The organism is Naasia lichenicola (assembly GCF_004801885.1).
GTDB lineage: Bacteria > Actinomycetota > Actinomycetes > Actinomycetales > Microbacteriaceae > Naasia > Naasia lichenicola.
The window spans coordinates 343,217-369,513 of record NZ_SSSM01000004.1 but is presented as its reverse complement, the minus strand read 5'-3'; the positions used below and the strand labels follow the sequence as shown (position 1 = coordinate 369,513).

The window sequence follows — 26,297 nt, the reverse complement described above, 5'->3', positions numbered from 1 at the left end:
CTCACGAATCGTCTAGGGAGAAACAGCAATGAGCACTGAACTGAAGCCCGGCGGCGGACCGCTCGGCACCGAAGAGGTCGGCCCGCCCGAGAACCGCGCGAACTCCGCGATCGGACACGTCCTCGCCGACATCGGCAAGAACGGCATCTTCATCGCGCTGATCGCGGTGCTGGTGCTGTTCGCGATCCTCACGATCAGCCCCCAGGGCGACTCGATCCTCCTGCGCCCGCAGAACATCTCGAACCTGATCGTGCAGAACGGCTACATCCTGATCCTCGCGATCGGCATGGTGCTCGTCATCGTCGCCGGTCACATCGACCTGTCGGTCGGATCGGTCGCCGCCTTCGTCGGAGCGATCTCGGGCGTCTTCGCGGTGAACATGGGCATGCCGTGGTTCGTCGCGATCCTGCTCTCGCTCCTCGTCGGAGCGGTGGTCGGAGCGTGGCAGGGCTTCTGGATCGCCTACATAGGCATCCCGGCGTTCATCGTGACCCTGGCGGGCATGCTGATCTTCCGCGGCCTCGCGCTGATCGTGCTCAACAACTCCAACATCGGCAACTTCCCGCCCGAGTACCGCGCGCTCGGCAACGGCTTCATCGAGCTGGCACCGATCGAGCTCGGCGTCCGCAGCTCGCTCGACCTGGTCACCCTCGCAGTCGGCGCCCTGGCGATCATCGGCCTCTTCGTGCAGCAGTTCCGCACCCGCGTCGGCCGCGCCAAGTACGGACAGGATGTGGAGCCGCTCGGCTTCTTCGTCGGCAAGCTCGTGCTGATCTCGATCGGCATCGGCCTGTTCTTCTACTCCCTGGCCGCGGCCAAGGGCATCCCCGTCACGCTGATCATCCTCGGCGTGCTCGTGCTCATCTACACGACGGTCGCCAACCGCACGGTCTTCGGCCGGCACATCTTCGCCATCGGCGGCAACCGCCACGCGGCGGAGCTGTCGGGCATCAAGACCCGCTCGGTCGACTTCTGGCTGTTCGTCAACATGGGTGTCCTCGCGGCCATCGCCGGCATCGTCTTCACCGCCCGCCTCAACGTGGCAGGCCCGCAGGCCGGTCAGGGCTTCGAGCTCGAGGCCATCTCGGCCGCCTTCATCGGTGGCGCGGCGGTCCAGGGCGGCATCGGCACCATCGGCGGCGCGATCATCGGTGGTTTCATCATCGGCGTCCTGAACAACGGCATGTCGATCCTCGGCATCGGCTCCGACTACCAGCAGACGGTGAAGGGCCTCGTCCTGCTGCTGGCCGTCGCGTTCGACGTCTACAGCAAGCGCCGCTCGGGCGGTTCGCGCTAGTACGCAGCGTCTCTCCCGAACTGCCCAGTTCTGCCGCATCCGGAGCAATCCGAGCGGCAGAACTGGGCAGTTCGCGTTGAGGCGATGCGGTTCCTGCGCCGAGGCCGAGCTCGTACCCCGGGGGTAGACGGACCGGTATGGTGGGGCTGTCGCCGACGACGAGGAGTAGTCATTTGCGCATCGTGATCGCACCGGATTCCTTCAAGGGCACCGCGACCGCCGTGGACGTGGCGGCGGCGATCGCGGCCGGCTGGCGCACCGTGCGTTCCGACGACGAGCTCCTCCAGCTGCCGATGGCAGACGGGGGCGAGGGCACGATCGACGCGCTCGAGCGCGGCATCGCCCATGCGGTCCGAGTGCCGAGCACGGTCTCCGGTCCGTTGAGCGATCCGATCGCCGCCGACTGGCTGCGCTTCGTCGATGCGGACGGTGTCGACACCGGGGTGGTGGAACTCGCCCAGACGAGCGGGCTGCCCCTGCTCGACCCCCTGGACCCGCTGCATGCGCACACCCTCGGCTTCGGGCAGCAGATCGCCCTCGCGCTCGACGCAGGTGTTCAGCGCCTGCTGCTCGCCGTCGGCGGCAGCTCGTCGACGGATGGGGGCACCGGCGCCCTCACCGCCCTCGGAGCCAAATTCCTCGACGAGGCTGCGCATCGGCTGCCCCTCGGCGGCGGTGCGCTCGAACGACTGTCGTCCGTCAGCTTCGGCGCGGTCCGCGAGGTGCCGTCCGAAGGCGCGTACCTGCTCTCGGATGTGCGCAATCCGCTCACCGGCCCGCTGGGCGCCGCTGCCGTGTTCGGACCCCAGAAGGGCGCGAGCCTCGATCAGGTGCTCCTGCTCGAGCGCGGACTCGCACGACTGGCGCGGCGGATGCCCGTCGATCCGACCGCGACCGGCGCCGGCGCCGCGGGGGGCACGGGATTCGGGATGCTGGCGTGGGGAGCCATCGCGCGGTCGGGTGCCGAGGCGGTGTGCGAGGCGATCGGGGTCGGAGCCGCCTTGCCGGGCGCAGACCTCGTGATCACCGGCGAGGGAAGCTACGACCAGCAGACATCGTCGGGCAAGGTCGCGAGCGAGATCGAGCTCGTCGCCACCCGCCATCACGTGCCCGTCGCGGTCGTGGCAGGCCGGATCAGCGTCGCCAGCGAGACCGTCGACTCTGCGGTGTCCCTCGAGGAGCTCGCGGGCGGGACCGAGGCCGCCATGCGCGACACGATCAGCTGGCTCGAGGCCGCGGGCGCGGAGCTCGCACGGCGCTACAGCCGATAGGGAGCGGATACGGCTCGGATCGAGCCCACTCGGGCCGGTATCGGGCCGACTCGCCTGACCGCCGATCTCAGGTTCCAGGTGGAGGTTCTTCGCCGCGCAGCGAGCGGTCGTGCGCCCGGGGTGGCATAGCCTGGACGGGAATCGGCTTCCTGCGCGGGCGCAGGGAGCCTTCCAGCCCTCGTCTTCAGGAGCAGGTCTCATACCCGCGACAACCGTGCATCCCGGCGACTCGAAGTCGCGAGGAGAGCTCGTCCTCTTCATCCTCGTGCTCGGCGCTCTTGTCGGACTCGGTCCGTTCACCATCGACATGTACCTGCCCGCCTTCCCGAGCATCACCCGGGACTTCGGCGTCACCGACGCCGCGGTGCAGCTCACCCTGACCGGCACCACCATCGGCTTCGGCCTCGGCCAGCTGCTCGTCGGGCCGTGGAGCGACCGGGTGGGGCGCAGGATCCCTCTGCTCGTCGCCACCGCCATCCACGTGCTCGCCTGCCTGGGTGCCGCCTTCGCCCCGGACGTCACCATCCTCGGCATCTTCCGGCTGCTCCAGGGCGTCGGCGCGGCTGGTGGCGGGGTCGTCGCCATGGCCATGGTGCGCGACCTCTTCGGCGGGCGGGCGCTCGTGCGGATGCTCTCCCGGTTGGCGCTCGTGACGACGCTGGCGCCGATCCTGGCGCCCGTCATCGGCAGTCAGCTGCTCCGGTTCGTCGAGTGGCGCGAGCTGTTCTTCTTCCTCGCCGGCTACGGCGCGGTCATGATCGGGCTCGCGCTCGTCTTCCTCCGCGAGACCATGCCGAAGGACCGAGCGCACGACGCAGGGCACGCCACCGTCGGTCAGCGGTACCGGGCGCTGTTCACCGACCGCACCTTCATCGGCGTCGCGATCATCGGCGCCATGGTCTTCTCCGGACTGTTCGTGTACCTCTCTTCCTCGTCGTTCCTGTTCCAGGACGTCTACGGCTTCAGCCCGCAGGAGTTCGGGCTGCTGTTCGGCATCAACTCGATCGGGGTGCTCATCGGCAACCAGACGAGTGCGCGGCTGACCCGGGTGATCGGACCGCAGTGGATCCTCGCCGGCACGACGATGGCGCAGGTCCTCGCCTCGTTCGCGATCATCGCTGGGGTCTCGCTCGGCTGGGGCCTGCCCGGGGTGCTGGTGCCGCTCTTCATCTTCATCATGTCCTGCGGCTTCGCCTTCCCCTGCATCCAGGTGCTGGCGCTCGCCAACCACGGCAGCGAGGCGGGGACCGCGGCATCTCTGCTCGGGGCGGTCAACTTCGGGGTCGCCGGTGCCGTCTCGCCGATCGTCGGGCTCATCGGGATCACGACCGCCGCGCCGATGGGGCTGATCATGGGCATCACCGCGCTGATCGGCAGCGCCAGCCTGTGGTTCGTCGTCCGTCCGCGCACCGTCGCGGCGCTCACCGACTGAGTCTTCGGCGCCCCGTCTTCACGGATCCGGAGGTCAGCTCCGACCGGCGGGTGAACGGCGGCAGAATCGGGCATCTCGACCCATGGGCGCCCAGGGCATCCGGATCCGTGCAACATCTCCGGATCCGTGAAGTGGGCCGAGCGGTCAGGCTGCGCGGCTGATCGCCTCGGCAGCTCGGCGGGCGTCGCCTCGACGCTTGACCGCCGCCTTGAACCAGGCCGCATCCGGGATGCGGGCGAGCACCGGGCCGGCGACGACGGTCATCAGCACGTAGGCGGTGGCGAGGGGAGCCAGCTGCGGCTCGATCCCCGCGCTCACGGCGAGGCCGGCGATGACGATGCTGAACTCTCCGCGGGCGGTCAGCACGAAGCCGGCCCTCCATCGACCGGGGACCCCGATGCCGGCGCGCTGCGCGGCGAGGTAGCCGGTGAGGACCTTCGTCGCGATGGTCACGATCGCCAGGATCGCCGCGGGGAGAAGCACGGGCACGATCGACGCGGGATCGGTGGAGAGCCCGAAGAAGACGAAGAACATGGCCGCGAAGAGGTCGCGCAGCGGCGAGAGCAGCTGCACGGCGGAGTGGGCGACCTGATCGGAGAGCGCGATGCCCACGAGGAAGGCGCCGACCGCCGCCGACACGTTGACCTGCTGGGCGAAGCCGGCCACGAGGAGGGTGAGGCCGAGCACTCCCAGCAGGAGCGACTCGTTGTGGTTCGCCGCGAACAGACGCGAGATCACCCGGCCGTGCCGGAGCGCGAGGTACAGGATGCTGACCACGACGAGCACAGCGATGAGCAGTGTGGTCGCGCCGGCCAGCAGCGTCGCCCCGATCAGCAGGGTGGAGAGCACGGGCAGGTAGAACGCCATCGCGAGGTCCTCGATGACGAGGACGGAGAGGATGGTCGGCGTCTCCCGGTTGCCGAGTCGGCCGAGGTCGCGCAGGACCTTGGCGATGACGCCCGACGAGGACACCCAGGTGATGCCGGCGAGGGCCACGGCCGCGATCGGACCCCAGCCGAGGATGAGGGCGAAGATCGCGCCGGGCAGCGCGTTGAGCAGGGCATCGAAGATGCCGGCCACGCGGGAACGCTGCAACCCGTCGACGAGCTCAGCCGCGGAGTACTCGAGTCCGAGCATCACCAGCAGCAGGATCACTCCGATCTCGCTGCCGATCTCGAAGAAGTCCTCGCTGGCGGAGAGCGGCACCGCGCCGCCGTGGCCGAACGCGAGTCCGGCGATGAGGTAGAGGGGGATCGGCGAGATTCCGATCCAGGTCGCGAGCCGGGAGAGCAGGCCGAGCGCGAGCAGCAGCGCGCCCACCTCGAGCAGCAGGAGCGTCGACTCGTTCACAGGCGGGCGGGTGCGTCGATCGCGGGCTCAGTCGGAGCCGTGGGTCAGCAGCTCGGCCAGCGCGTCGAGGCCCGAGCGCGTGCCGACCGCGACGATGGTGTCGCCGGACTGCAGGGGAGTGTCTGGTGTGGGAGAGGGGATGACCTGCTTGTCGCGGACGATCGCGACGATCGAGGTGCTCGTGCGGGTGCGTGCCTTGGTGTCGCCGAGCACTCCGCCGACGTAGGGCGAGCCGGCGGGCAGGATGAGCTGCTCGGTGAAGAGGCCCGTGAGCTGCTCGCCGATCCCGGTGATGTGGCTGAGCATCATGGAGGCTCCGAGCACGTCGGCCAGCGCAGCGGCCTCATCGTCGGTGAGGGTGACCGACTCCCGGCAGGCGTCGGGGTCGTCGATGTCGAACACGGCGATCTCGCGCGCGCCGTCGCGATGGGAGACGACGCCGACGCGACGTCCGCTCTCCGTCAGCACATCGTGGCGGGCACCGATGCCCGGCAGATCGACCTTCTCGACGCGTACAGTCACGCCGCCAACCTACCAGCGGGCCGTTGCGGGCCTGTTTCGGGTGGGTCTCCTGACCGAATCAAGGAGATCCTTCCCCTTTCCGACCGGTTCATGCGGATCCCGTGGCCCCGGACCGAGAATGTCCTTGATTTGGTCAGCCAGATCGCGGATTCGATACGGATACAGTCGTGCCATGAGGATTCTGCTCGTGGGTGCCGGTGGTGTCGGGGATGCGTTCGCGAAGATCGCGGCGACGCGCTCCTTCTACGAGCTGGTGGTGGTCAGCGACTACGACGAGGCGCGCGCCGAGCGCACGGTGGCGTGGATCGCCGCCAAGCACGGAGCCGATGTCGCCGCGCGGTTCGCCACGTCGGCGATCGACGCGTCCGACGCGGAGAGCGTCGCCTCCGTCGCGCGTGCCCACGGCGCCACGCATGTGATGAATGCGGTGGAGCCGAAGTTCGTGCCCACCATCTTCTCCGGAGCATTCGCGGCGGGCGCCGACTACCTCGACATGGCGATGAGCCTGTCCGAGCGGCACCCGACGGCGCCATACTCCGAGACCGGGGTCAAACTGGGCGACGGCCAGTTCGCGGTGGCGGGGGACTGGGAGGACGCCGGGCGGCTCGCCCTCGTCGGCATGGGCGTCGAACCAGGGCTCAGCGACGTCTTCGCGCGATATGCCGCCGACACCCTGTTCAGCTCCATCGACGAGCTCGGCACCCGCGACGGAGCGAATCTCGTCGTGCGCGACGCAGATGGGAACGAGATCTTCGCTCCGAGCTTCAGCATCTGGACCACCATCGAAGAGTGCCTCAACCCGCCCGTGATCTGGGAGAAGGGCAGGGGCTGGTTCACGACGCCCGCCTTCAGCGAGCCCGAGGTGTTCGACTTCCCCGAGGGCATCGGACCGGTCGAGTGCGTGAACGTCGAGCACGAAGAGGTCCTGCTGATGCCGCGCTGGATCGATGCGAACCGGGTCACCTTCAAGTACGGGCTGGGTGCCGAGTTCATCGGCATCCTGCAGACCCTGCATCAGCTCGGGCTCGATTCGACGACCCCGCTCCGCGTGCGCTCGGCGAATGGGCCGGTCGAGGTGTCGCCTCGCGACGTGGTCGCGGCCGCCCTGCCCGATCCCGCGACCCTCGGGCCGCAGATGACCGGCAAGACCTGCGCGGGTGTGTGGGTCACCGGCATGGGGAAGGATGGCGCGCCCCGTGAGGTGTACCTCTATCACGTGAGCGACAACGAGTGGACGATGGCCGAGTACGAGAGCCAGTGCGTCGTTTGGCAGACCGCGCTCAACCCGGTGATCGCACTCGAGCTGCTGGCGACCGGGGCATGGTCGGGTGCGGGAGTGCTGGGCCCAGAGGCCTTCGACGCGAGCGCCTACCTGGAGCTCATGGCCAAGCCGCAGGCCGACGGCGGCTACGGCCAGTCCTGGGGCCTCCGCGAGACCACCCCCGCCTGACCAAGCCAACGACCACGCAGGCGAACGGACAGCTCGGACTTCGTCAGCCGCCGCAGGCGGCCGCGGCGCAGCCGCGCGCTTCTAGCGCGCGCACCTGAGGCCGCCTCCGGCCGAAAGGGGCGCTTGCGCCCATTGCGACATCGCCTTCGGCCGATAGGGGCGCTTGCGCCTATATGAGCGAGTCGAGGGTGATCATGATCGGCAGGCAGATGCCGACGATCAGCAGCGCGAGGGCTGTGGTCGCTACGGCGGGGTGGCGCTCGTACGCGTAGAGCTTGGCGCCGTGCGCGTGGCGGAGCTCGGCCGGGGTCATGGCGTTCCCGATCCGGTGCACGGGGACGTCGAACGCGGTGACGATCGCCTGGACGACGGATGGGCCCCAGTACTGCCCGCGAACCCGCAGCCGCGTCTTGCCCGCACGGTCGAGCACGAATACCTGGTTGTTCGCGGCGAGGGTCTGCCCGCCTGAGACGGGGATGATCAGGATCGAGCCGATGTCCTCGACGCGGGTGCGGGTGCGCCGGCCGAAGTAGCCGTTCTCGGTGAAGCCGTTCGCGTCGATGCGGATGAAGGCACGATGCAGCCGTGCGGAGGCGGCCGTCGCGATGAGGGTGACGCCCACCTGGAGGAGCAGCAGGAAGGGCCAGCCTCCGGCGTCCGTGCTGAGGAAGTAGAGGGCCGCGAACGGCGGGATGGTGATCAGCGCCGAGGACAGCCCGATGCTGCCGCCGACCCGCACGACGAGCGGGCGCAGCGTCACAGATGTGTGCGTCGAACTGATCGCTGACATGCGAGATGACCCCCCGGTTGCCCCCAGGCTACGTGGGTGATCCCGAGCTCGATATCCCCACTAGAGAGGCCAGTCGCAGGCCGACGGGAGCTACTGGAGGCAGAACTCGTTGCCCTCGGGGTCGCGCATCATGATCGCGTACTCCTCGTAGGGCCCCCACGGCTCGGTGAGCTCCTTCTCGAGCGTGGCGCCGAGGGCGATCAGTCGGTCGCGTTCGGCCTCGAGCTCGGCGCGGGTCGCGCGGCTGTCCTCGAAGGGGGTGATGTCGATGTGCATCCGGTTCCGCTGCCGGCGCTCGTGGGTGTAGCGGGTGAAGTAGAAGCGCTGGTGGTGGGAATCCCCGTCCCAGGCTTCGGCGCGCGCGGAGATGTCCTCGTCGGACAGGCCGGCGGCGCGCAGCTCGGCTTCTTCATCGGCGGGCCAGCCGTGCCGTTCGGGGTAGCCCATCACGCCGGACCAGAACCGGGCGAGCGCGTCGGGGTCCTCGGCGTGGATGGAGACGTTGGCGATCCGCGCGGTCATGCCGGAAGGGTACTCGCCGCCTCGCGCATCCGCCCAGAAGTTCGAGGGGTCAGCCCCTAACGAGAAAGGACCCCCCGCGCACCCGCCAGAGCCCGGTTACCCTTGCTGCGTTTCCGCCCTGGGGGAGTTGGCCTGGATGGCGCCACGCGGGGAGCCGGAAACGATCTTAGCTTGCAGGTAGGATGCTTTCTGGCTCGCACGCCGATTCTCAGTCTCCGTGGTCTGGAACTCCGCATCGGTGCGCACTCAGGAGGATTCGCCTAGTGGCCTATGGCGCACGCTTGGAAAGCGTGTTGGTGTAACAGCCTCGGGGGTTCGAATCCCCCATCCTCCGCAAAAACGACGAAAGGCCGCCCCATGGGCGGCCTTTCGTCGTTTACAGGATCTTTAGGCGACGAGCGAGACCGCCGGACGCGAGGACAGCCGCTGGGCGCAGGCGAGCGCGACGGATCGCACCAGCTCGGCCGCGATGATGGACGGCTGAGCGAAGTCGCTCGCCTCGAAGTGGTCGGGCACGGTGTGCGCAGGGATCGTGGAGACGTGCACCTCGACGGGGAGGAGCTCGGCCACGGACGCGATAGGAGTCGGGTCTGGGGTCATCCGCCACAGCGTCTCGGAGGGCGACGGGCGGTCGCGCAGCACCACGCGCCGGCGCAGAGCGGCGCGGTATCGCCACGCATCCTGCATCGCTTGCACTGAGATGTCCACGTTCGCCTTGCCATTTCCGGGGGTGCTGGTAGTTCGGTCCGGTGCTCGATAGGGGGTGCTGACCTCGGGCTCCTCTCGGGCCCGCAGGACGAGTGTGCGCCTCGGGTGCATGCCCCCGTAATCCCCAGGGAGAGTGCCCCCTCGGCGGGCGCGACGCGGATGGGGGACATGCGACCCGAGTCTGCCGCTGTGATCTGCGGATCTGGAGAGCGGATGGGGGTCAGACGTCGGACCCTGCCGGGGTACAGCCCACCCGCGGGCGGGCCAGCGGTCGTCCGAATCGCAGGCGACCCGGTGCGCATGCCGACAGCGGCAGCGACGTCGGAGGCCGTGGGTACTCTTGTCGGGTGGTCACCGCCCTCTACCGTCGCTATCGTCCAGAGACGTTCGGGGAGCTCATCGGACAGAGCCAGGTCACCGATCCGCTGCGCACCGCGCTGCGCACGGACCGGGTCAATCACGCCTACCTGTTCAGCGGTCCTCGCGGGTGCGGCAAGACCACCTCCGCACGCATCCTCGCGCGCTGCCTCAACTGTGCCGAGGGCCCGACCGATGTCCCGTGCGGCGTCTGCCCGAGCTGCGTCGAGCTGGGGCGCGACGGCGGCGGATCGCTCGACGTCGTCGAGATCGACGCGGCCAGTCACAACGGCGTCGACGATGCCCGTGATCTCCGAGAGCGCGCCGTGTTCGCTCCGGCTCGCGATCGCTACAAGATCTTCATCCTTGACGAGGCGCACATGGTGACGCCGCAGGGCTTCAATGCGCTGCTGAAGATCGTCGAGGAGCCGCCCGAGCACATCAAGTTCATCTTCGCGACGACCGAGCCCGAGAAGGTCATCGGCACCATCCGGTCGCGCACCCACCACTATCCATTCCGGCTCGTCCCCCCGGCTCAGATGCTCGAGTACCTGCAGCAGCTCTGCGACCAGGAGGCGGTCACCGTCGCTGCGGGCGTCCTTCCGCTCGTCGTCCGCGCGGGCGGCGGCTCGGTGCGCGACACCCTCTCCCTCCTCGATCAGCTGATCGCCGGCTCCGACCGCGAGTCCGATTCGGGCACCACAACCGTCGAGTACGAACGCGCGGTGGCCCTGCTCGGCTACACCCACGGCGCGCTGCTCGACGAGGTCGTCACGGCGATAGGCGGTCGCGATGCGTCCGCTGCCTTCGGCGCTGTCGATCGGGTCATCCAGACGGGCCAGGATCCGCGCCGGTTCGTCGAGGACCTCCTCGAGCGGCTCCGCGACCTGATCGTGGTCGCGGCAACCGGCGAGTCCGCCGGATCGGTGCTGCGCGGAGTGCCCGAGGAGCAGATCGCCTCCTTCCGCGGGCAGGCGGCGCACTTCGGCTCCGCTGAGCTCTCGCGCGCCGCCGACATCGTCAATGCCGCCCTGACCGAGATGACAGGGGCCACGTCGCCCCGTCTGCACCTCGAGCTGATGATCGCCCGGATCATGGTGCCCAAGTCCGATGAGACGGAGCGAGGCGCCCTCGCCCGCGTCGAACGCCTCGAACGACGCGTCGGCGTGCAGGGCGGTGCACCTGTGCTGTCCGAGGCGCCCGCGCCCATCGCCCGCGCGGTGTCGACCCCGCCGCAGCGCTCCGCGCCGCCGACCGTGCCCACACGTGAGCGGCCCGCCGATGTGCCCGCCGCGGCCGCGCCCGCAGTCGTCACGCCCGCTCCTGCGTCGACACCAGCCTCCACTCCCGCTCGACGCGAGCCCGAACGCGTGAATGTCGCTCCCGTCTCCGAGCCCGGCTGGGATGTCGCCGTGCCGGGCGGTGCCGGGGTGACCCCGCCCGCCGCACCCGCCGTCGTACGCGGTGCGCCCGCTGACGACATCCCCGAGCCGTCGTTCGATGAGCCGCCCATGCCCGAGTTCTTAGGGAACGCAGCCCTGGGAAACGCGGCCCCCGGGCAAGCGGCGGCCGAGGAGGCTTCCGCACGCGCTGCGGATTCAGCTCCTCCGGCCCCGCCGGCGGTGCTCACGATCCAGCTCGTGCAGGACGCCTGGCCGCAGGTGCTCGACGCCGTGCGCAAGGCCAAGATCAGCGCGTGGACGGTCGCCTACACCGCCACCCCCATCGCGCTCCGTGACGATGTGCTGACCCTCGGCTTCATCAGCGAGAACGACGTCGCCGGGTTCCGCCAGCAGCAGACGGCAGGCGAGGGCGTCAGCGAGATCCTCCGGCAGGCGATCCTCGACGTGATCGGCACGCGGGTGAAGTTCCTCGCCCGTGTCGACGCGCCAGCCGCCGCCGCGGTCGCAGCGCCCGCGCGCTCGATGCCGGGCGCCCCCGCCTCATCGGCGCACGACGAGAGCTTCCAGAAGGCGCGATACGGCGAATCCGTCGTGCGCGAGATCCTCGGCGCCACCTTCGTCGAAGAGGCGCCGCTGCCGCCCCGAGCCTCGCCGCGATCGGGGGACTGAGCCATGTATGAGGGAATCGTCCAGGAGCTGATCGACGAGCTCGGCCGACTGCCTGGGATCGGCCCGAAGTCCGCTCAGCGGATCGCGTTCCACATCGTGCAGACCGAGACCTTCGATGTGAAGCGGCTCGGCGAGATCCTCCTCGAGGTGCGCGAGAAGGTGCGCTTCTGCGTCGAGTGCGGCAACGTCTCCGATCAGGACCGCTGCAACATCTGCCGCGATCCGCGTCGGGTCCGCAACCTCATCTGCGTCGTCGAGGAGGCCAAGGACGTGGTCGCGATCGAGCGCACCCGTGAGTTCCGTGGCCTCTACCACGTGCTCGGCGGTGCGATCAGCCCCATCGACGGCGTCGGCCCCGACGATCTGCGCATCCGCGAGCTGCTCGCGCGCCTCGCCGACGGCACCGTGGACGAGGTCATCCTGGCCACCGACCCCAACCTCGAAGGGGAGGCGACGGCGACCTACCTGTCCCGACTGCTGCGCACCATCGAGCTCAAGGTCAGCCGACTGGCTTCGGGCCTCCCCGTCGGCGGCGACCTCGAATACGCCGACGAGGTCACCCTCGGCCGCGCGTTCGAGGGCCGTCGTCTCGTCGAGCATTAGCCGGTAGACGAGTTCGGTCCGCACGGAGAGCCGGAAATCCGCTCAATTCGTGACCTACTAGAATCGCGGGGGCCAATCCCCAGGAGTCGCAGTGAGCTTGATCGTGCAGAAGTACGGCGGATCGTCCGTATCGAACGCAGAGAGCATCAAACGCGTCGCGAAGCGGATCGTCGAGACCCGCAAGGCGGGCAACGACGTCGTCGTCGCCGTGTCGGCGATGGGCGACACCACCGACGAGCTGCTCGATCTCGCGCACGAGGTCGCGCCGATCCCCGCACCGCGCGAGCTCGACATGCTGCTCACCGCGGGTGAGCGAATCTCGATGGCGCTGCTCGCGATGGCGATCAAGAACCTCGGACACGAGGCTCGGTCGTACACCGGCAGCCAGGCCGGCATGATCACCGACGCTCGCCATGGGGCCGCCCGGATCGTCGACGTCACGCCCGGTCGCGTGCAGGAGGCCCTCACCGACGGGGCCATCGCCATCGTCGCGGGCTTCCAGGGCTTCAACCGGGGCACCGGCGACATCACCACGCTCGGCCGCGGCGGATCCGACACCACCGCCGTGGCGCTGGCGGCGGCCCTTCACGCGGATGTCTGCGAGATCTACACCGACGTCGACGGCATCTTCACGGCCGACCCCCGGGTCGTCCCGCATGCGCGGAAGATCGACCGGATCACCAGCGAGGAGATGCTCGAGCTCGCCGCCGCCGGCTCGAAGGTGCTGCATATCCGCGCTGTGGAATATGCCCGCAGGCACGGAGTTACCCTTCACGTACGGACGTCGTTCAACGGCAACCTGGGCACCATCGTCTACAACCCGGCGGCGCCGGGCTTGGACGAGAACGGAGAAGCAGTGGAAGAGCCGATCATCTCCGGGGTCGCGATCGACCTCAGCGAGGCCAAGATCACCGTCGTCGGCGTGCCCGACATCCCCGGCAAGGCGGCGCAGATCTTCAACATCGTCGCCAAGACCGGCGCGAACATCGACATGATCGTGCAGAACGTCTCGGCAGCTGCGACAGGCCTCACCGACATCTCCTTCACGCTGCCGAAGTCCGAGGCGCAGTCCGTGCTCACGGCGCTGACCGTCGAGAAGGAGCAGGTCGGCTTCCAGAGCCTCCAGCACGACGACCAGATCGGCAAGCTCGCCCTCGTCGGCGCCGGCATGCGCACGAACTCCGGCGTCTCCGCCAAGCTCTTCACCGCGCTGTTCGAGGCCGGCATCAACATCGAGATGATCTCCACCAGCGAGATCCGCATCTCGGTCGTGACCCGGGCCGACACCATCCACGAGGCAGCGCGCGTGGTGCACACCGCGTTCGGCCTCGACGCCGAGGACGTGGCTGTCGTCTACGCCGGCACAGGCCGCTGACGCGGGTCGCTGCCACCGTCATCGAGCCGTCCCGTTGAATACCGAAGGACATCCCATGAGCGACACACCCCTCTCCAGCGGACGCGCCCTGCGCGTCGGCGTCGTCGGCGCCACCGGCCAGGTCGGCGCCGTCATGCGCCGGCTGCTCGAGGAGCGCGACTTCCCGATCGCCGAGATCCGCTTCTTCGCCTCGGCCCGCTCTGCGGGCACGACCCTGCCTTGGAAGGACGGCGAGATCGTCGTCGAAGACGCGGCGACCGCTGACCCGACGGGCCTCGACATCGCCCTCTTCTCGGCGGGCGCGACGACCTCCAAGGCGCAGGCGCCCCGCTTCGCCGCCGCCGGCGTCACCGTCATCGACAACTCGTCGGCCTGGCGGATGGATCCGGAGGTCCCGCTCGTGGTCAGCGAGGTGAACCCGCACGCCATCGACGAGGCGGTCAAGGGCATCATCGCCAACCCCAACTGCACGACCATGGCCGCGATGCCGGTGCTCAAGGTGCTGCACGCCGAGGCCGGCCTCGAGCGGCTGATCGTCAGCACGTATCAGGCCGTCTCCGGCGCCGGGCTCGCCGGGGCGGAAGAGCTCCTCGAACAGGCCCGTGCCGCGGTCGCTCAGGACACCGCCGCGCTCGTGCACGACGGCCGCTCGGTTGAGTTCCCCGAGGCGAAGAAGTTCCCGCGCACGATCGCGTTCGACGTCATCCCGCTGGCCGGATCCATCGTCGACGACGGCCTGTACGAGACCGACGAGGAGAAGAAGCTCCGCAACGAGAGCAGGAAGATCCTCGAGCTGCCCGAGCTCCTCGTGTCCGGCACCTGCGTGCGCGTGCCGGTCTTCACCGGCCACTCGCTGTCCATCAACGCCGAGTTCGGCTCCTCCATCTCGCCCGAGCGGGCGCGCGAGCTGCTCGCCGGCGCGGCCGGTGTCGAGCTCTCCGAGGTTCCCACCCCGCTCCAGGCCGCCGGCACCGACCCCAGCTATGTCGGGCGCATCCGCCAGGACGAGGGCGTTCCCGGCGGTCGCGGCCTCGCGCTGTTCATCAGCAACGACAACCTGCGCAAGGGCGCGGCTCTCAACGCCGTGCAGATCGCCGAGCTCATCGCCGCGAAGGCACCCGCCACCGTCTGACGTCGCCGCGAGTCGCCCAGTTCTGCCACCTGAATCGCGTTTCAGGTGACAGAACTGGGCAGTTCGCTGTGCGACCGATGGTCCATGTCCGAACCCGAGCGTTCAGGAGCGTCCGACAGACTGAGCGGATGTCGAGGACCGGGCGAATCGTGACCATCGCGATCGTCGTCGTCGTCCTCCTGGTGGTCGGGGCGATCGCCGTGAGCGCGCGGCTGGCGAATCAGGGGAGTGCAGTGACCGGAAGCGACGCGACGACGGGGACGGGAACCGCGACGGGGGAGAGGGTCGCCTTCTACGGCGACTCGTACACACTCGGCACGGGTGCGAGCTCGGCGGACAGGCGCTGGTCCACGGTGATCTGCGCCGAACGCGGCTGGCAGGAGTTCAACCCGAGCGTCAACGGCCTCGGGTTCGTCAACAACCGCGACGCGTTCGGGGTGGACGAGCCGGCCCTGATCATCGCCGATCAGCCGGACATCGTGTTCATCACGATGGGGCTCAACGACGCCTTCTCGTACGACCGCGCCGCCGATGAGATCCACGACGCCATCGATGCCGACTTCGCTCAGCTCAAGTCGGCGCTTCCGGACGCCCGCTTCATCGTGGTCGAGCCGTTCTGGTACCTCGACGACCGTCCCGAATCGATCTTGACCGTCATCGACTGGGTGAAGGCCGCCGCCGCCGACATCGACGCCGACTACATCCCGGGTGCATCGACGTGGATCGCCGGGCACCCCGAGTGGATGGCCGCGGACGGCCTGCACCCGAACGACGCGGGCTACGCCGCGATGGCCGTGCGGATGGACGCAGAGCTCAAGAAGCTCGATCTTTAACGGCCGGCAAACTCGATCGCAATCCCGCCCTCACTGGACCTTCATCAGACGGACTCGCGGGGGCGCGGCCGTAAACTGGACGGCATGTCTGCTGCGGATCCGATCGACGTCGTCCTCATCGGCGGGGGGATCATGAGCGCAACGCTCGGCACCCTGCTCCAGAGGCTCGAGCCCACCTGGAAGATCCGCATCTACGAGCGCCTCGGCGAGGTCGCGGGGGAGAGCAGCAACCCCTGGAACAACGCGGGAACCGGTCACGCCGCCTTCTGCGAGCTCAACTACACGCCGGAGAAGGCCGACGGTACCATCGACATCACCAGCGCGGTGAAGGTCAACGAGCAGTTCCAGCTGACGCGCGAGTTCTGGTCGTTCCTGGTGGGCGCCTCGCACCTGGAGAAGGCGTCCGACTTCATCAACTCCACGCCGCACATGACGTTCGTCCGCGGCGCGGGAAACGTCGACTATCTCCGGCGGCGCTTCGACGCGCTCAAGGACCACCCGCTCTTCGCGGGCATGGAGTACAGCGAGGATCCTGTCGTCATCCATCGCTGGGCCCCGCTGCTGGTGCTCGGTCGGGCGAAGGACGAGCCGATCGCCGCCACCCGGATCGTCGCGGGCACCGACGTCGACTTCGGCGCGCTCACCCGCGAGCTCATGGCCAAGCTGACCGAGAACGGGGCCGAGCTGGAGCTCGACCACGAGGTCCGCAGCCTCCGTCGCACCCGCGACGGCCTGTGGCGGCTGAAGGTCAAGCAGCTCGTCGGTCAGACGCCGCATGAGGTCACGGCTCGCTTCGTCTTCGTCGGCGCGGGCGGCTGGGCGCTCAAGATGCTCCAGAAGTCCCGGATCAAGGAGGCCCGTGGCTACGGGGTCTTTCCGATCAGCGGTCAGTTCCTGCGCACCGACGACCCCAAGGTCGTCGCGCAGCACAAGGCGAAGGTCTACGGCAAGGCCTCGGTGGGTGCTCCTCCCATGTCGGTGCCGCACCTCGACACCCGCATCGTGGACGACTCCGCCTCCCTCATGTTCGGCCCCTACGCCGGGTTCAGCCCCAAGTTCCTCAAGAACGGCTCGCTGCTCGACCTGTTCGGCTCGATCAAGCCGCACAACATCGTGCCGCTGCTCGCCGTCGCGAAGGACAACTTCTCCCTCGTGCGCTACCTCGTCGGCGAGCTGATGGCCTCGAAAGCCAAGAAGTTCGACAGCCTCAAGGAGTTCTTCCCCGACGCCGACCCCGCCGACTGGCGGCTCATCACCGCCGGGCAGCGCGCCCAGGTGATCAAGCCCGACAAGGCGAAGGGCGGTGTGCTGCAGTTCGGCACCGAAGTCATCGCCTCCGCAGACGGGTCGATCGCCGGTCTGCTCGGCGCCTCGCCGGGGGCGTCCACCGCCGTGCCGATCATGCTCGATGTGCTCAAGCGCTGCTTCCCCGACCGCATCGCGGGCTGGGAGCCGCAGATCCGGCAGATGGTGCCGACGTACGGCACCCTGCTGTCCGACTCTCCCGCCACGGTGCAGGCGATCCAGAAGGAGACCGCGGCCGCACTGGAGCTCACCGCCTAGCAGGCGCGCGACCCGAGTTCGGAGTTGCATTCTCTTCGAATGCATGTTCGAATGTCGCCATGCGTTGGGCGGGCCAGGAGATCGATGTCGAGCAGGGCGATGCTCTGCCCGGGCTCGCGAAGCTGAGCAACCTCGTGCGGTCGGTGCGTACGCCCGAGTTCGCCGGGATGACCTTCCACGAGGTCCTGGCGAAGTCTGCGCTGAACAAGGTGCCCGGTGGCAGTCGGATGCCGTTCGGCTGGACGATCAATCCGTACCGCGGCTGCAGCCATGCCTGCGTCTACTGCTTCGCCCGCCCCACCCACAGGTATCTCGACCTCGACGCCGGCCGTGATTTTGACAGCCAGGTCATCGTCAAGGTGAACGTCGCCGAGGTGCTGCGCACCGAGCTGGCCAAGGCCTCGTGGGGAGGCCATCCGGTGGCGCTCGGCACCAACACCGACCCGTACCAGCGCTCGGAAGGGCGCTATGCGCTGATGCCGGGCATCATCTCCGCCCTCGCCGACTCGGGGACCCCGCTGTCCATCCTCACGAAGGGCACCCTGCTGCGCCGAGATCTCGATCTCCTCGCAGAGGCGGCGACCCGGGTGCCCGTCGATCTCGCCATGTCCATCGCCATCTATGACGACGAGCTCCAGCAGTCCATCGAGCCGGGCACTCCGAGCACTACCGCTCGGCTCGCGACCGTGGCGGCCGCGCGCGACAGAGGGCTGCCCTGCTCGGTCTTCCTCATGCCCGTGCTGCCCTATCTCACCGACACCGCCGCGCACCTGGACCGTGCGCTCGCCGAGATCGCCGAGTCCGGAGCCACCTCCGTCTCGTACAGCGTGCTCTACCTCAAGGCGGGGACGAAGGAGTGGTTCATGGGCTGGCTCCAGCGCGCGCACCCCGACCTGGTCCCGCGCTACGCCGACATGTACCGCTCGAGCGCCTACGCCCCCGCCGAGTACCGGAAGTGGCTGAGCGCGAAGATCCGTCCCCTGCTGGACAAGCACCGGCTGCGGACCGGAGAGCTGGATCCGGTCACCGGCACCGCGCTCTCCTCTGGAGCAGTGGCGCCACTGGGCACCTGGCGCACGGTCGGCTCGAGGAGCGAGGCCGGCGGGCGGGCAGCTGACGCTCGACTGCCGCGCACGGCGGCGGTGGAGCCGCTGACGCTGTTCTGAGGCCGGGCTCGATGTCCGAGTGGTGGCCGAGCCGGCCGGCTCGCCGGCCGTCAGGATTCTCGGGGTACAGCGCATTGGGGTACACAACCCGGTGGGCTGAGCGATAATCAGTACGGCGGCTCCGCTGCCGGTGTCGTCCGCGGATGGATGGCAGAACCTCCCCTGGCTTCGGTCCGGATCAGTCAATCGGGAATCCACGTGTCGCTCGGCTTGCCTGGCCACCTCGCTCCTCGCATCGTCGCCCTCGGTGTGGCGCGGGGGGAGAACGCGATCGCCGCGGTCTGCCTCTTCATGGCCACCGTCGCGCTCAGCGTGGTCGCGGCGAGCGGGACGACGCCGATCGCCTGGCTGGCGCCCGCGGCGATCGTGGCGATCGGCGCGCTGCTCGTGCTGCTCGAGCGACGCAGGACCCTGCTCGTCGCCGCGGCCTACGTGCTGCTGGGTGGCGTCGCGCTCTTCGCAGCGGCGGCCGCCATGCAGGGCAGCGGCCTCGGAGGGGTCGAGCCTGTCCGAGCCGCCATCGTCGGGGTGCACGTCGCCCTGATCATGGTGGGTGGCGTGAGTGCATCCCTCCGCCTCACCCTCGCGCTGACGGCGGGGGGATTCGTGCTGGGCGCCGTCGCGATGTCCCTCGCCGGCACGGTGACGGGCACCCCGATGATCCGGGCCTACGTCCCGCTCGTCGCCTTCGTCCTCGTCCTGTTCGTGCACATGATCACCCGCTGGACCGAACGTCTCGCACGCATCGCCCAGCCGTCGATCCATCAGGCCGCGCGGGACGTGCGGATCGACACCGCCCGCAGCGAGCTCGAGCTGAGCGCCGTCGCGTTCGTGCACGACACGATCCTCGACGACCTCGACGCGATCGCCGCCGACGACCCCGGAGCGCCGTCCGGGCAGATGCTCGGCCGTCTGCAGGACGACCTGCACGCGATCGAGGGCCGCAACTGGGCCTCGGAGCACATGCAGCCGGACATGCCGCCCGACTCGGAGGCGTCCACCAGGTGGCAGTCGACCGGCATCGCCTCGGCCGTCGAGCAGGCCAGGCAGCAGGGCCTCGACGTCACCATCACCGGCGCGGCGGCCGACGCCGACACGCTCGGCCCGGCAGAGGACACCGCAGTGGGGCTCGCAGTGGGTCAGCTGCTCGCCAATGTGCGCCGCCACGCGGGTGTCACGTCCGCCGAAGTGATCGTCGGCTCCACGCCGGATCTGTTCTCGGTGATCGTCGTCGACGACGGCCGCGGCTTCGATCTCGCGGCCGTGGCACCCGATCGGCTCGGCCTGCGTCACTCGGTCACCTCGCGCATCGAGTCGCTTGGCGGATCGGTCAAGCTCTGGTCCCAGCCGGGCCGGGGCACCTCCGTTGCGCTGCAGCTTCCGCGACATGCGGTGCATCAGGACAGCGAGAGGGCGGCCTCGTGAGGGAGACCGAGCGCACGCTCCGCCGTCTCGACCCCCTCGGCTCCCTCGCGAGCCGTCCGCTCACCCTGATCGGCGCCGTGGCAGCGCCCCTCGTGGCGCTGCTCTCGACGCTCGCGACCTCACCGAGTGCCGGCGTCCCCGTCGCGGCCGTGCTGGCTCTCGCGTTCATCGCGCTGGCCGGACTCGTGCTGGCCATCACCACCTCGCCGCATCGCACCCCGGCGGGGCGCGGCACGGCGGCGACCGTCATCGCTCTCGCGCTGGCGGCATCGGTGACTTCCTCTGCGGCCTTCTGGATGGTCAAGGGCATCGGCCAGGACTGGGGTCCCATCGCCACCGCGCTCCTCGTGCTGGCCCTCTCCACCTACCGGCCCGCCCGGGAGATCCTGACGCTCGGCGGCGTCTGCTCCCTGGTCTTCGTGCTCATCGCCGTCCTGCAGGGCGGCGACGCCCGGAGCGTGACGATCGACGCGATCGCCGCCGTCACCCCGGTTCTCGCCCTGTCGCTCGGGGGAGCCGCATTCGCGGCGACCGTCGTGCGCAGCGTCGAGCAGTGGCAGCGGCAGGAGGCGACCGAGACAGGGGTGGCGGTCGAGCTGATGCGCCGCTCCAATCCCGTCGATGAACGACGCGACCGGGTGGGGATCCTCAACCACGAGGTGGCGCCGCTCTTCTCCGAGATATTGAGCGCCGGGACCATCGACCGCGGCCATCAGGCGCGCGCATCGGCCGTGGCGCAGGCGCTGAGGAGCGTCATGGTGCTCGAGGCGGATCGGAGCTGGCTCGACCAGCTCGCCGAGAGCCTGCCTGCGGCGGATGAGTTCTCGGACGCGTCGGTCATCGACGACGATCGACGAGCGGACGACATGACGATGGAGCAGCGGGCGGCGATGCGTGCCATCCTCGTGACCCTGGCCGATCCCGATCTCACCGACCCAGGCTCGCTGCAGGTGCTCATCCGGACGCGCGGAGCGCACTGCGATGTCACGGTGACCGCAGAGTCGGGCACTGCTGCCGGCACCATGTCGCACCTCCTGGATCCCTACATCTCCGTGCTCGCCGCGCTCTTCGACGATGTCGCATTCGACATCGCCTCCCAGATCACCCTGAGGTTCAGCTATGACCGACTCTGACCGCGGCTTCGACCGCGAGCACATCTCCGAGCACGTGCCCACCCTGATCGGCGGTGCCCGCGCCGCTCGTCCGCCCGCCGCGGCCGAACCGGCGCCGGCGCCGGTGGGCCGCGATGTCATCCGGCTCGCGATCTTGGACGACCACGAGGTGCTCCTCGACAGCATCTCCAGCTGGATCAGCACCAACGCGACCGATTTCGAGGTGGTGCTGAGCGCCCGGACCTGGCTCGAGCTGGTCCACAGCGCGAATTTCCCGACGCAGCTGGTCTTCATCGACTTCCAGCTGCGTGAGCAGGTCTCGATCGAGGCTCGCGTGCGCACCTGTCGGGCTGCCGGAGCGAAGGTGATCGTGATGAGCGGCCTGGACACCGTCGACGCCCGGGAGCGCGCCCTCGCCGCGGGAGCTGCGGCATTCGTCTCCAAGTCGCAGCCGCTCCGCGAGGTGATGGACATGGCGCGCAGCGTGATGGGCCTGGCGCGCACCGGCGAGGCGCAGCGGGACTGGCGGCCGCTGCCGGTCGGAGCCGTCAATCCGAACCGCCCGAAGCTGAGCCTGGGCGAGCTCGAGGCGCTCAAGCTCTACGTCGCCGGCAACTCGACGAACGAGGTCGCCGAGCTGATGAACGTGCGCTACGAGACGGCCAAGACATACCTGCGGCGAGTGCGTGAGAAGTACGCTAGAGCCAACCGGCCGGCCAGCCGCAAGGCGGATCTCATCCGCCGCGCGGCAGAGGACGGCTACCTGCAGTAGCTCCTCCGGGGAGGACGCTGCGACGACAGACGGGGGCGGCACCATCTCGAAGCTCTACTTCCGATACGGCGCGATGAACAGCGGCAAGAGCACGGCTCTGCTGCAGGCGGCGTTCAACTACGAGGAGCGCGGCCAGCACGTCCTGCTCGCCAAGCCGCTGATGGATCGGAAGGGCGACCGGCGCATCGTCTCCCGACTGGGCGTCGAGCGCGACATCGACTTCGGGATCGCTCCCGACGACGACCTGCTCTCCATCTTCGCCGCGGAGCGCCAGCGGGTGCAGCGCACGACGGGGCATGACGTGGCATGCCTGCTCGTGGACGAAGCGCAGTTCCTGGCCGAGGGACAGGTCGACGACCTGCTGCGGATCGCGATCGAGCTCGGCGTGCCCGTGCTCGCGTACGGCATCCGCACGGACTTCCAGACCGTCGCCTTCCCGGGGAGTCGGCGGCTGCTGGAGATCTCGCACAGCCTCGAAGAGCTGAAGACCATCTGCCGGTGCGGTCGCAAGGCGATGTTCAACGCGCGTCGGGTGGGGGACCGGTTCGTCTTCGACGGCGACCAGGTGGCCATCGACACGTTCGAGGACGTGACGTACGAGTCGCTCTGCGGCCAGTGCTACCTCGACGAGAGCGGTGGGCTGCTCAACCGCGGCCGTTCCAAGATCGGCGCCTTCAGCTACAGCTCCGGTCCTGATCCCGACTTCAGCTGAACCCAGCGCCGGTTGTCCTGCCTGTCGCCGCGACTCCTCTGCGGCGGCGCGCAAACGATGGGCGAATGATCGGCTATCGTGGATACCGCTTCATTCGAGGTCTCCGGGGTGTGGCGCAGCTTGGTAGCGCGCCTCGTTCGGGACGAGGAGGTCGTGGGTTCGAATCCCGCTACCCCGACACGGTGACCGGCTCGCGTGCGAGCCAGACGAAGAACGGCCGATCCGCTGGTGCGGGTCGGCCGTTCTCGTGTTCTCGGCGTCAGGAGCTGGGGATGAGAGTGAGGAACGATGCCTCTGGCCTGCAGGCGAACCGGATCGGCGCGTAGATCGACGTTCCGAGGCCGGCCGAGACGTTGAGCCATGACGAACTCGATCCGTCGTCCCAGATGCTGAGGCCCTTGACCTGCTCGCGGGGGATGTCGCAGTTGGTGACCAAGGCGCCGTAGCCGGGAACGCAGACCTGGCCGCCGTGGGTGTGGCCGGCGAGGATCGCGTCAGCACCCCGTGCAGCGAACCCGTCGAGCACTCGCCGATACGGGGCGTGCGCCACACCGATCGAGACGTCGGCTGCGGGGCCGGCGGAACGGACGCCGTCGAGCGACGCGTCCATCTCGTCGATCCGGTCGAAGCGACGATGCGGATCGTCGACGCCGAACAGCTCGAGGGTCAGCCCCTTGATCTGCAGCGTCGTCGCCCGGTTGTTCAGGCTCTGCCAGCCGAGGCCCGTGAAGGCGCCCTCCAAGGCGTCGAGATCGAGCAGCTGCGGATTGGCGGGGGTCTGCGAGACATCGCCGAAGTAGCGGAGAGGATTCTTCGCCTGAGGTCCGAAGTAGTCGTTCGAGCCCCACACGTAGACGCCGGGAATGCCCTCGAAGCCCGCGAACGCGGCGCGGATCCCCAGCAGGCCCTCCGCGTGACCAAGATTGTCGCCCGTGTCGACGATGAGGTCGGGCTGGAGCGCCACGAGGTCGCTCACCCACTTCTGCTTGCGGCGCTGCCAGGGCGCCATGTGCAGATCGGAGAGGTGAAGCACCGTGATCGGCTCTGCGCCTGCCGGCAGGATCGGCACCGTGGCGGTGCGCAGGGTGAACGCCGTCCGCTCGATCAGCGTGCCCCAGACCGTCGCCGCGGCACCCGCCGCGGCGACGGCACCGAGGGTGCGCCGGAGGGCGGAGCTCACGAGGTCGGGCAGGCCGGCGTGGGCGCCGCGCCTGTCGGGGAGTTCAGCGTGAGCACGATCGCGGCGCTCTTGCTGGTCGGCGTCTGGGGCTTCGGATTCGAGCTCTTCACCTTGCAGGCATTGGCAGGGTTGTTGTCCTGCGTGTACGCGAAGGTGATGTTCGACGAGCTGAAGCCGGCCGCCGTCAGCTGGGCGATGGCGTCCTTGCTGCTCTTGTTCGTCACGTCCGGCACCGGGACCTCTTCCGGGGCCGCCGTCGGAGTCGGAGCGGGGGGCACTCCCGAGCTCGTGATCACGGTCACTGTGCCGCCGCGGCTGGTGGTTCCGCCGCCTCCGGGGTTCTGGCTGATGACGGTGCCCGCGTCCTCCTCGGAGGGCTGGCTGCCCCCGTCGCCGAAGGTGAGGCCGGCGCCCTCGATGATCGACTGCGCTTGGCTGGACGAGAGCCCGATGACGTCCGGCACATCGAGCTGCTGGCCGTAGAGGAAGATGCGGTTGGGAGCTGTGAAATCGTCTCCCCCGTACCGCTCGTCGAGCGCGGCGATGATGGGCTCGAAGATGCGGTGGCGAGCAGTCGCCGCCGTGCCGTTGTCGAGGTACGTCTTTCGAAGGTCCGCATCACCGGTCGCCTGTCCGACGAGCACGGAGAGGCCGACCTTGGAGCTCGCGCCGGTCGTCCACGTCTGCTGGTTGCCGTCGCTCGTCCCGGTCTTGGCGATGTGCTCGATGCCGTCGTCGGGGTTGGACGCCACCGCGGTGCCGTTCTCCATCGGTCCCCTCAGCGCGAACTGAGCCGCCTGGGCGATATCGGGCGCGATGCCCTGGGTGCAGGTGGAGGTCGGAAGCTGGGCATCGGTGCCGTCCTGGTTGACGATCCTGTCGATGGCGATAGGACTGCAGACCAGACCGTTGTTCGCGATGCCCGCATAGGCGGTCGCCATGGTGAGCGGTGAGACGCTCGTCGCGCCGAGGACGTTGGCCGGGAAGTCCTCGAGCGGGCTTCCATCCGCGGAGTGCACGAGCAGCGAGCTTGCCGCATTGCGGATGCTGCACTGGTCGAGCTGCTGGGCCATCGCCATGAACCCGCCATTGATCGAGTTGGCGACGTTCTGCATGATCGACCGACTGCCGCGCTCGTTCTCATCGTTCTCGAACAGCTTGGTGCCGCTGAATGACTGGTCGCAGGCCTTGAAAGTCGACAGGTCGAGCTCCTTCTCCGACACGTTGACGGTGTCGTACAGGGAGTGGCCCGCCTGGAGCCAGGCGATCAGTGTGAACGCCTTGTAGGTCGATGCGGCCTGGAATCCACCGGATCCGCCGTAGTCGAAGTCGGTGTTGTAGTTGATCGCCGAGAAGTTCGCGCCCTGCTCCGCGGCGTCCGCGTCCTGGTTGTAGTCCTTGTTCTCGGCCATGGCGAGGATCCTGCCGCTGCCGGCCTGCACGGCAGTCGCGGCCGAGGCGATGTCGACCCCGTCCATCGACTTCGGGATCTGTGCGTCGATCGAGCCCTGCGCGACGTCCTGCATGTCCAGATCCAGGGTCGTGAAGACCTGGAGCCCACCCCGGGCGAAGGCGGCGTAGCGCGACTCCGCGTCCGCACCGAAGACCGGGTCGTTCTGGATCACGTTGAGCACGTAGTCACAGAAGAACGCCGCGTTCCCTGCTGCCTGGCAGCCCGACGGCGGGTTGTAGATGGCAGGGGTGATCGGCGTCGCGATGGCGTCGTCGTGCTCCTGCTGGGTGACGTGCCCGTATTCGAGCATCTTGTCGAGCACGTAGTTGCGCCGCTCGAGGTTGGCCGCATAGCCGTTGGCGGCTCCGTTGTCCGGGTCGTCGGGCTGGTCGAGGCGGAACTTCTCGGGGTTGTTGACGATGGCGATCAGGCTCGCGGCCTGAGCGAGCGACAGGTCCGACGCATTGACGCTGTAGTAGTGCTGCGCCGCCGACTGGATGCCGTAGGTCCGGCCGCCGAAGAGCGCGATGTTGAGGTAGCCGAGCAGGATGTCGTCCTTGCTCGTCTCCTTCTCGAGGGCGATGGCGAGGCGCATCTCCTTGAGCTTGCGGTCGAGGCTCGTCTTGGTGGCCTCCTCGTAGGCGGCCTCCTGCTCCTCGGTCGTCGCGAGTGCCGAGGCCTGCACCACCTGCACGTTCTTGACGTACTGCTGCGTGATGGTCGAGGCGCCCTGGAGGGAGCCGCCCATGACGTTGGAGAGCGCGGCGCGCACGACGCCGAGCGGGTCGACCCCGCCGTGCTCGTAGTAGCGGGGGTCCTCCGCGTCGACCGCGGCGTCCTTCGCGAACTGGGAGACCTGGTCCCAGCCGACCACGTCGCGGTCCTCGGCGTAGAACGAGGTGAGGGGCACGTTGGTGTCGACGCCGTCGACGGTGCGGTGCGCGTAGATCGTGGTCTTCTCGGGCAGCGAGCCGATCTTCAGATAGCTCGGCAGATTCTCGAAGAGCGAGATCGAATTGTTGGCCGCCATCCCTGTCAGGGCGATCGCAGGCGTGACACCGAGGGTCAGGAGGACCCCCGCTGCGACACTGAAGCCTACGAAGGAGAGGATGGCGCCCGAACGGCTGCGAGGCAGCCTGGCGGGGGCAGACATAGGATCAGGGTACGTGAGCCAAGCCGGGACATGGCCCTAGAACAGGG

22 protein-coding genes, 2 tRNA genes and 1 other RNA gene are annotated in these 26,297 nt (G+C 68.9%); 17 read left to right on the top strand and 8 right to left on the bottom strand.

Going from position 1 to position 26,297, the window contains the following annotated elements; all coding sequences use genetic code 11:
* Positions 1 to 28 precede the first annotated feature (28 nt).
* The 3 genes from mmsB (at position 29) to E6C64_RS09870 (ending at position 4,000) form a co-directional block, all read left to right on the top strand.
* Positions 29 to 1,297, top strand: coding sequence for a multiple monosaccharide ABC transporter permease (gene mmsB, locus E6C64_RS09880; protein ID WP_136427327.1), 1,269 nt, complete (start codon positions 29 to 31; stop codon positions 1,295 to 1,297).
* Between the two features lie 182 nt (positions 1,298 to 1,479).
* Positions 1,480 to 2,568, top strand: a complete 1,089-nt coding sequence (locus E6C64_RS09875; protein ID WP_332908229.1) for a glycerate kinase — start codon at positions 1,480 to 1,482, stop codon at positions 2,566 to 2,568.
* Positions 2,569 to 2,767: 199 nt separating this feature from the next.
* On the top strand, positions 2,768 to 4,000 hold the full coding sequence (locus E6C64_RS09870; protein WP_136427539.1) for a multidrug effflux MFS transporter: 1,233 nt from the start codon (positions 2,768 to 2,770) through the stop codon (positions 3,998 to 4,000).
* 144 nt (positions 4,001 to 4,144) lie between these two features.
* On the opposite strand, the gene E6C64_RS09865 is transcribed toward E6C64_RS09870, so the two are convergent.
* Together E6C64_RS09865 and E6C64_RS09860 are read right to left on the bottom strand one after the other, a co-directional pair.
* Complete coding sequence (locus tag E6C64_RS09865) at positions 4,145 to 5,350, bottom strand: cation:proton antiporter (protein ID WP_136427325.1); 1,206 nt, start codon at positions 5,348 to 5,350, stop codon at positions 4,145 to 4,147.
* Positions 5,351 to 5,377: 27 nt separating this feature from the next.
* A complete protein-coding gene (locus E6C64_RS09860; RefSeq protein ID WP_136427324.1) occupies positions 5,378 to 5,872 on the bottom strand; it encodes a cation:proton antiporter regulatory subunit in 495 nt (164 codons plus the stop codon).
* Between the two features lie 172 nt (positions 5,873 to 6,044).
* On the opposite strand from E6C64_RS09860, the gene E6C64_RS09855 reads away from it, so the two are divergent.
* Entirely contained in the window at positions 6,045 to 7,322 is a 1,278-nt protein-coding gene (locus E6C64_RS09855; protein WP_136427323.1) for a saccharopine dehydrogenase family protein, read from the top strand.
* Between the two features lie 169 nt (positions 7,323 to 7,491).
* Here E6C64_RS09855 and E6C64_RS09850 read toward each other — a convergent pair whose 3' ends face one another.
* From E6C64_RS09850 to ffs, 3 genes are all read right to left on the bottom strand, one after another.
* A complete protein-coding gene (locus tag E6C64_RS09850; protein WP_136427322.1) occupies positions 7,492 to 8,112 on the bottom strand; it encodes a hypothetical protein in 621 nt (206 codons plus the stop codon).
* A 90-nt stretch (positions 8,113 to 8,202) separates the two neighbouring features.
* A complete protein-coding gene (locus E6C64_RS09845) occupies positions 8,203 to 8,634 on the bottom strand; it encodes a VOC family protein (RefSeq protein WP_136427321.1) in 432 nt (143 codons plus the stop codon).
* Between the two features lie 62 nt (positions 8,635 to 8,696).
* An RNA gene (ffs, locus tag E6C64_RS09840) (signal recognition particle sRNA small type) lies at positions 8,697 to 8,793 on the bottom strand.
* A gap of 90 nt (positions 8,794 to 8,883) precedes the next feature.
* On the opposite strand from ffs, the gene E6C64_RS09835 reads away from it, so the two are divergent.
* A tRNA-Ser gene (locus tag E6C64_RS09835) sits at positions 8,884 to 8,968 on the top strand.
* 53 nt (positions 8,969 to 9,021) lie between these two features.
* Here E6C64_RS09835 and E6C64_RS09830 read toward each other — a convergent pair.
* Positions 9,022 to 9,342, bottom strand: a complete 321-nt coding sequence (locus tag E6C64_RS09830) for a hypothetical protein (protein ID WP_136427320.1) — start codon at positions 9,340 to 9,342, stop codon at positions 9,022 to 9,024.
* A gap of 347 nt (positions 9,343 to 9,689) precedes the next feature.
* On the opposite strand from E6C64_RS09830, the gene E6C64_RS09825 reads away from it, so the two are divergent.
* The 12 genes from E6C64_RS09825 to E6C64_RS09770 all read left to right on the top strand — a co-directional run bounded on the left by E6C64_RS09825 (position 9,690) and on the right by E6C64_RS09770 (position 22,642).
* Positions 9,690 to 11,771 (top strand): DNA polymerase III subunit gamma and tau, encoded by a 2,082-nt coding sequence (locus tag E6C64_RS09825; RefSeq protein WP_136427319.1) that lies wholly within the window; start codon positions 9,690 to 9,692, stop codon positions 11,769 to 11,771.
* Positions 11,772 to 11,774: 3 nt separating this feature from the next.
* The gene (gene recR / locus E6C64_RS09820; protein ID WP_136427318.1) at positions 11,775 to 12,374 is read left to right on the top strand and encodes a recombination mediator RecR; all 600 of its coding nucleotides are present in this window, start codon (positions 11,775 to 11,777) and stop codon (positions 12,372 to 12,374) included.
* A gap of 91 nt (positions 12,375 to 12,465) precedes the next feature.
* Positions 12,466 to 13,749 (top strand): aspartate kinase, encoded by a 1,284-nt coding sequence (locus E6C64_RS09815; protein ID WP_136427317.1) that lies wholly within the window; start codon positions 12,466 to 12,468, stop codon positions 13,747 to 13,749.
* A 55-nt stretch (positions 13,750 to 13,804) separates the two neighbouring features.
* On the top strand, positions 13,805 to 14,881 hold the full coding sequence (locus tag E6C64_RS09810; protein ID WP_136427316.1) for an aspartate-semialdehyde dehydrogenase: 1,077 nt from the start codon (positions 13,805 to 13,807) through the stop codon (positions 14,879 to 14,881).
* Positions 14,882 to 15,009: 128 nt separating this feature from the next.
* Positions 15,010 to 15,714, top strand: coding sequence for an SGNH/GDSL hydrolase family protein (locus tag E6C64_RS09805; protein WP_136427315.1), 705 nt, complete (start codon positions 15,010 to 15,012; stop codon positions 15,712 to 15,714).
* Positions 15,715 to 15,798: 84 nt separating this feature from the next.
* Positions 15,799 to 17,277, top strand: a complete 1,479-nt coding sequence (locus E6C64_RS09800; RefSeq protein WP_136427314.1) for a malate:quinone oxidoreductase — start codon at positions 15,799 to 15,801, stop codon at positions 17,275 to 17,277.
* 59 nt (positions 17,278 to 17,336) lie between these two features.
* Positions 17,337 to 18,443, top strand: a complete 1,107-nt coding sequence (locus E6C64_RS09795) for an Rv2578c family radical SAM protein (RefSeq protein WP_136427313.1) — start codon at positions 17,337 to 17,339, stop codon at positions 18,441 to 18,443.
* A gap of 147 nt (positions 18,444 to 18,590) precedes the next feature.
* Positions 18,591 to 19,868: a sensor histidine kinase gene (locus E6C64_RS09790; RefSeq protein ID WP_136427312.1), complete on the top strand. Its 1,278-nt coding sequence runs from the start codon at positions 18,591 to 18,593 to the stop codon at positions 19,866 to 19,868.
* The gene (locus tag E6C64_RS09785; protein WP_136427311.1) at positions 19,865 to 21,001 is read left to right on the top strand and encodes a hypothetical protein; all 1,137 of its coding nucleotides are present in this window, start codon (positions 19,865 to 19,867) and stop codon (positions 20,999 to 21,001) included. The genes E6C64_RS09790 and E6C64_RS09785 overlap by 4 nt, the downstream gene beginning before the upstream one ends.
* On the top strand, positions 20,988 to 21,752 hold the full coding sequence (locus E6C64_RS09780) for a response regulator transcription factor (protein ID WP_136427310.1): 765 nt from the start codon (positions 20,988 to 20,990) through the stop codon (positions 21,750 to 21,752). Before E6C64_RS09785 ends, E6C64_RS09780 begins: the two co-directional genes overlap by 14 nt.
* Positions 21,753 to 21,795: 43 nt before the next feature.
* Positions 21,796 to 22,464: a thymidine kinase gene (locus E6C64_RS09775; RefSeq protein ID WP_136427538.1), complete on the top strand. Its 669-nt coding sequence runs from the start codon at positions 21,796 to 21,798 to the stop codon at positions 22,462 to 22,464.
* A 104-nt stretch (positions 22,465 to 22,568) separates the two neighbouring features.
* Positions 22,569 to 22,642, top strand: a tRNA-Pro gene (locus tag E6C64_RS09770).
* Positions 22,643 to 22,723: 81 nt separating this feature from the next.
* On the opposite strand, the gene E6C64_RS09765 is transcribed toward E6C64_RS09770, so the two are convergent.
* On the bottom strand, positions 22,724 to 23,644 hold the full coding sequence (locus tag E6C64_RS09765) for a metallophosphoesterase (protein WP_199241007.1): 921 nt from the start codon (positions 23,642 to 23,644) through the stop codon (positions 22,724 to 22,726).
* Positions 23,641 to 26,250: a transglycosylase domain-containing protein gene (locus tag E6C64_RS09760; protein ID WP_136427308.1), complete on the bottom strand. Its 2,610-nt coding sequence runs from the start codon at positions 26,248 to 26,250 to the stop codon at positions 23,641 to 23,643. The genes E6C64_RS09765 and E6C64_RS09760 overlap by 4 nt, the downstream gene beginning before the upstream one ends.
* Positions 26,251 to 26,297 lie beyond the last annotated feature (47 nt).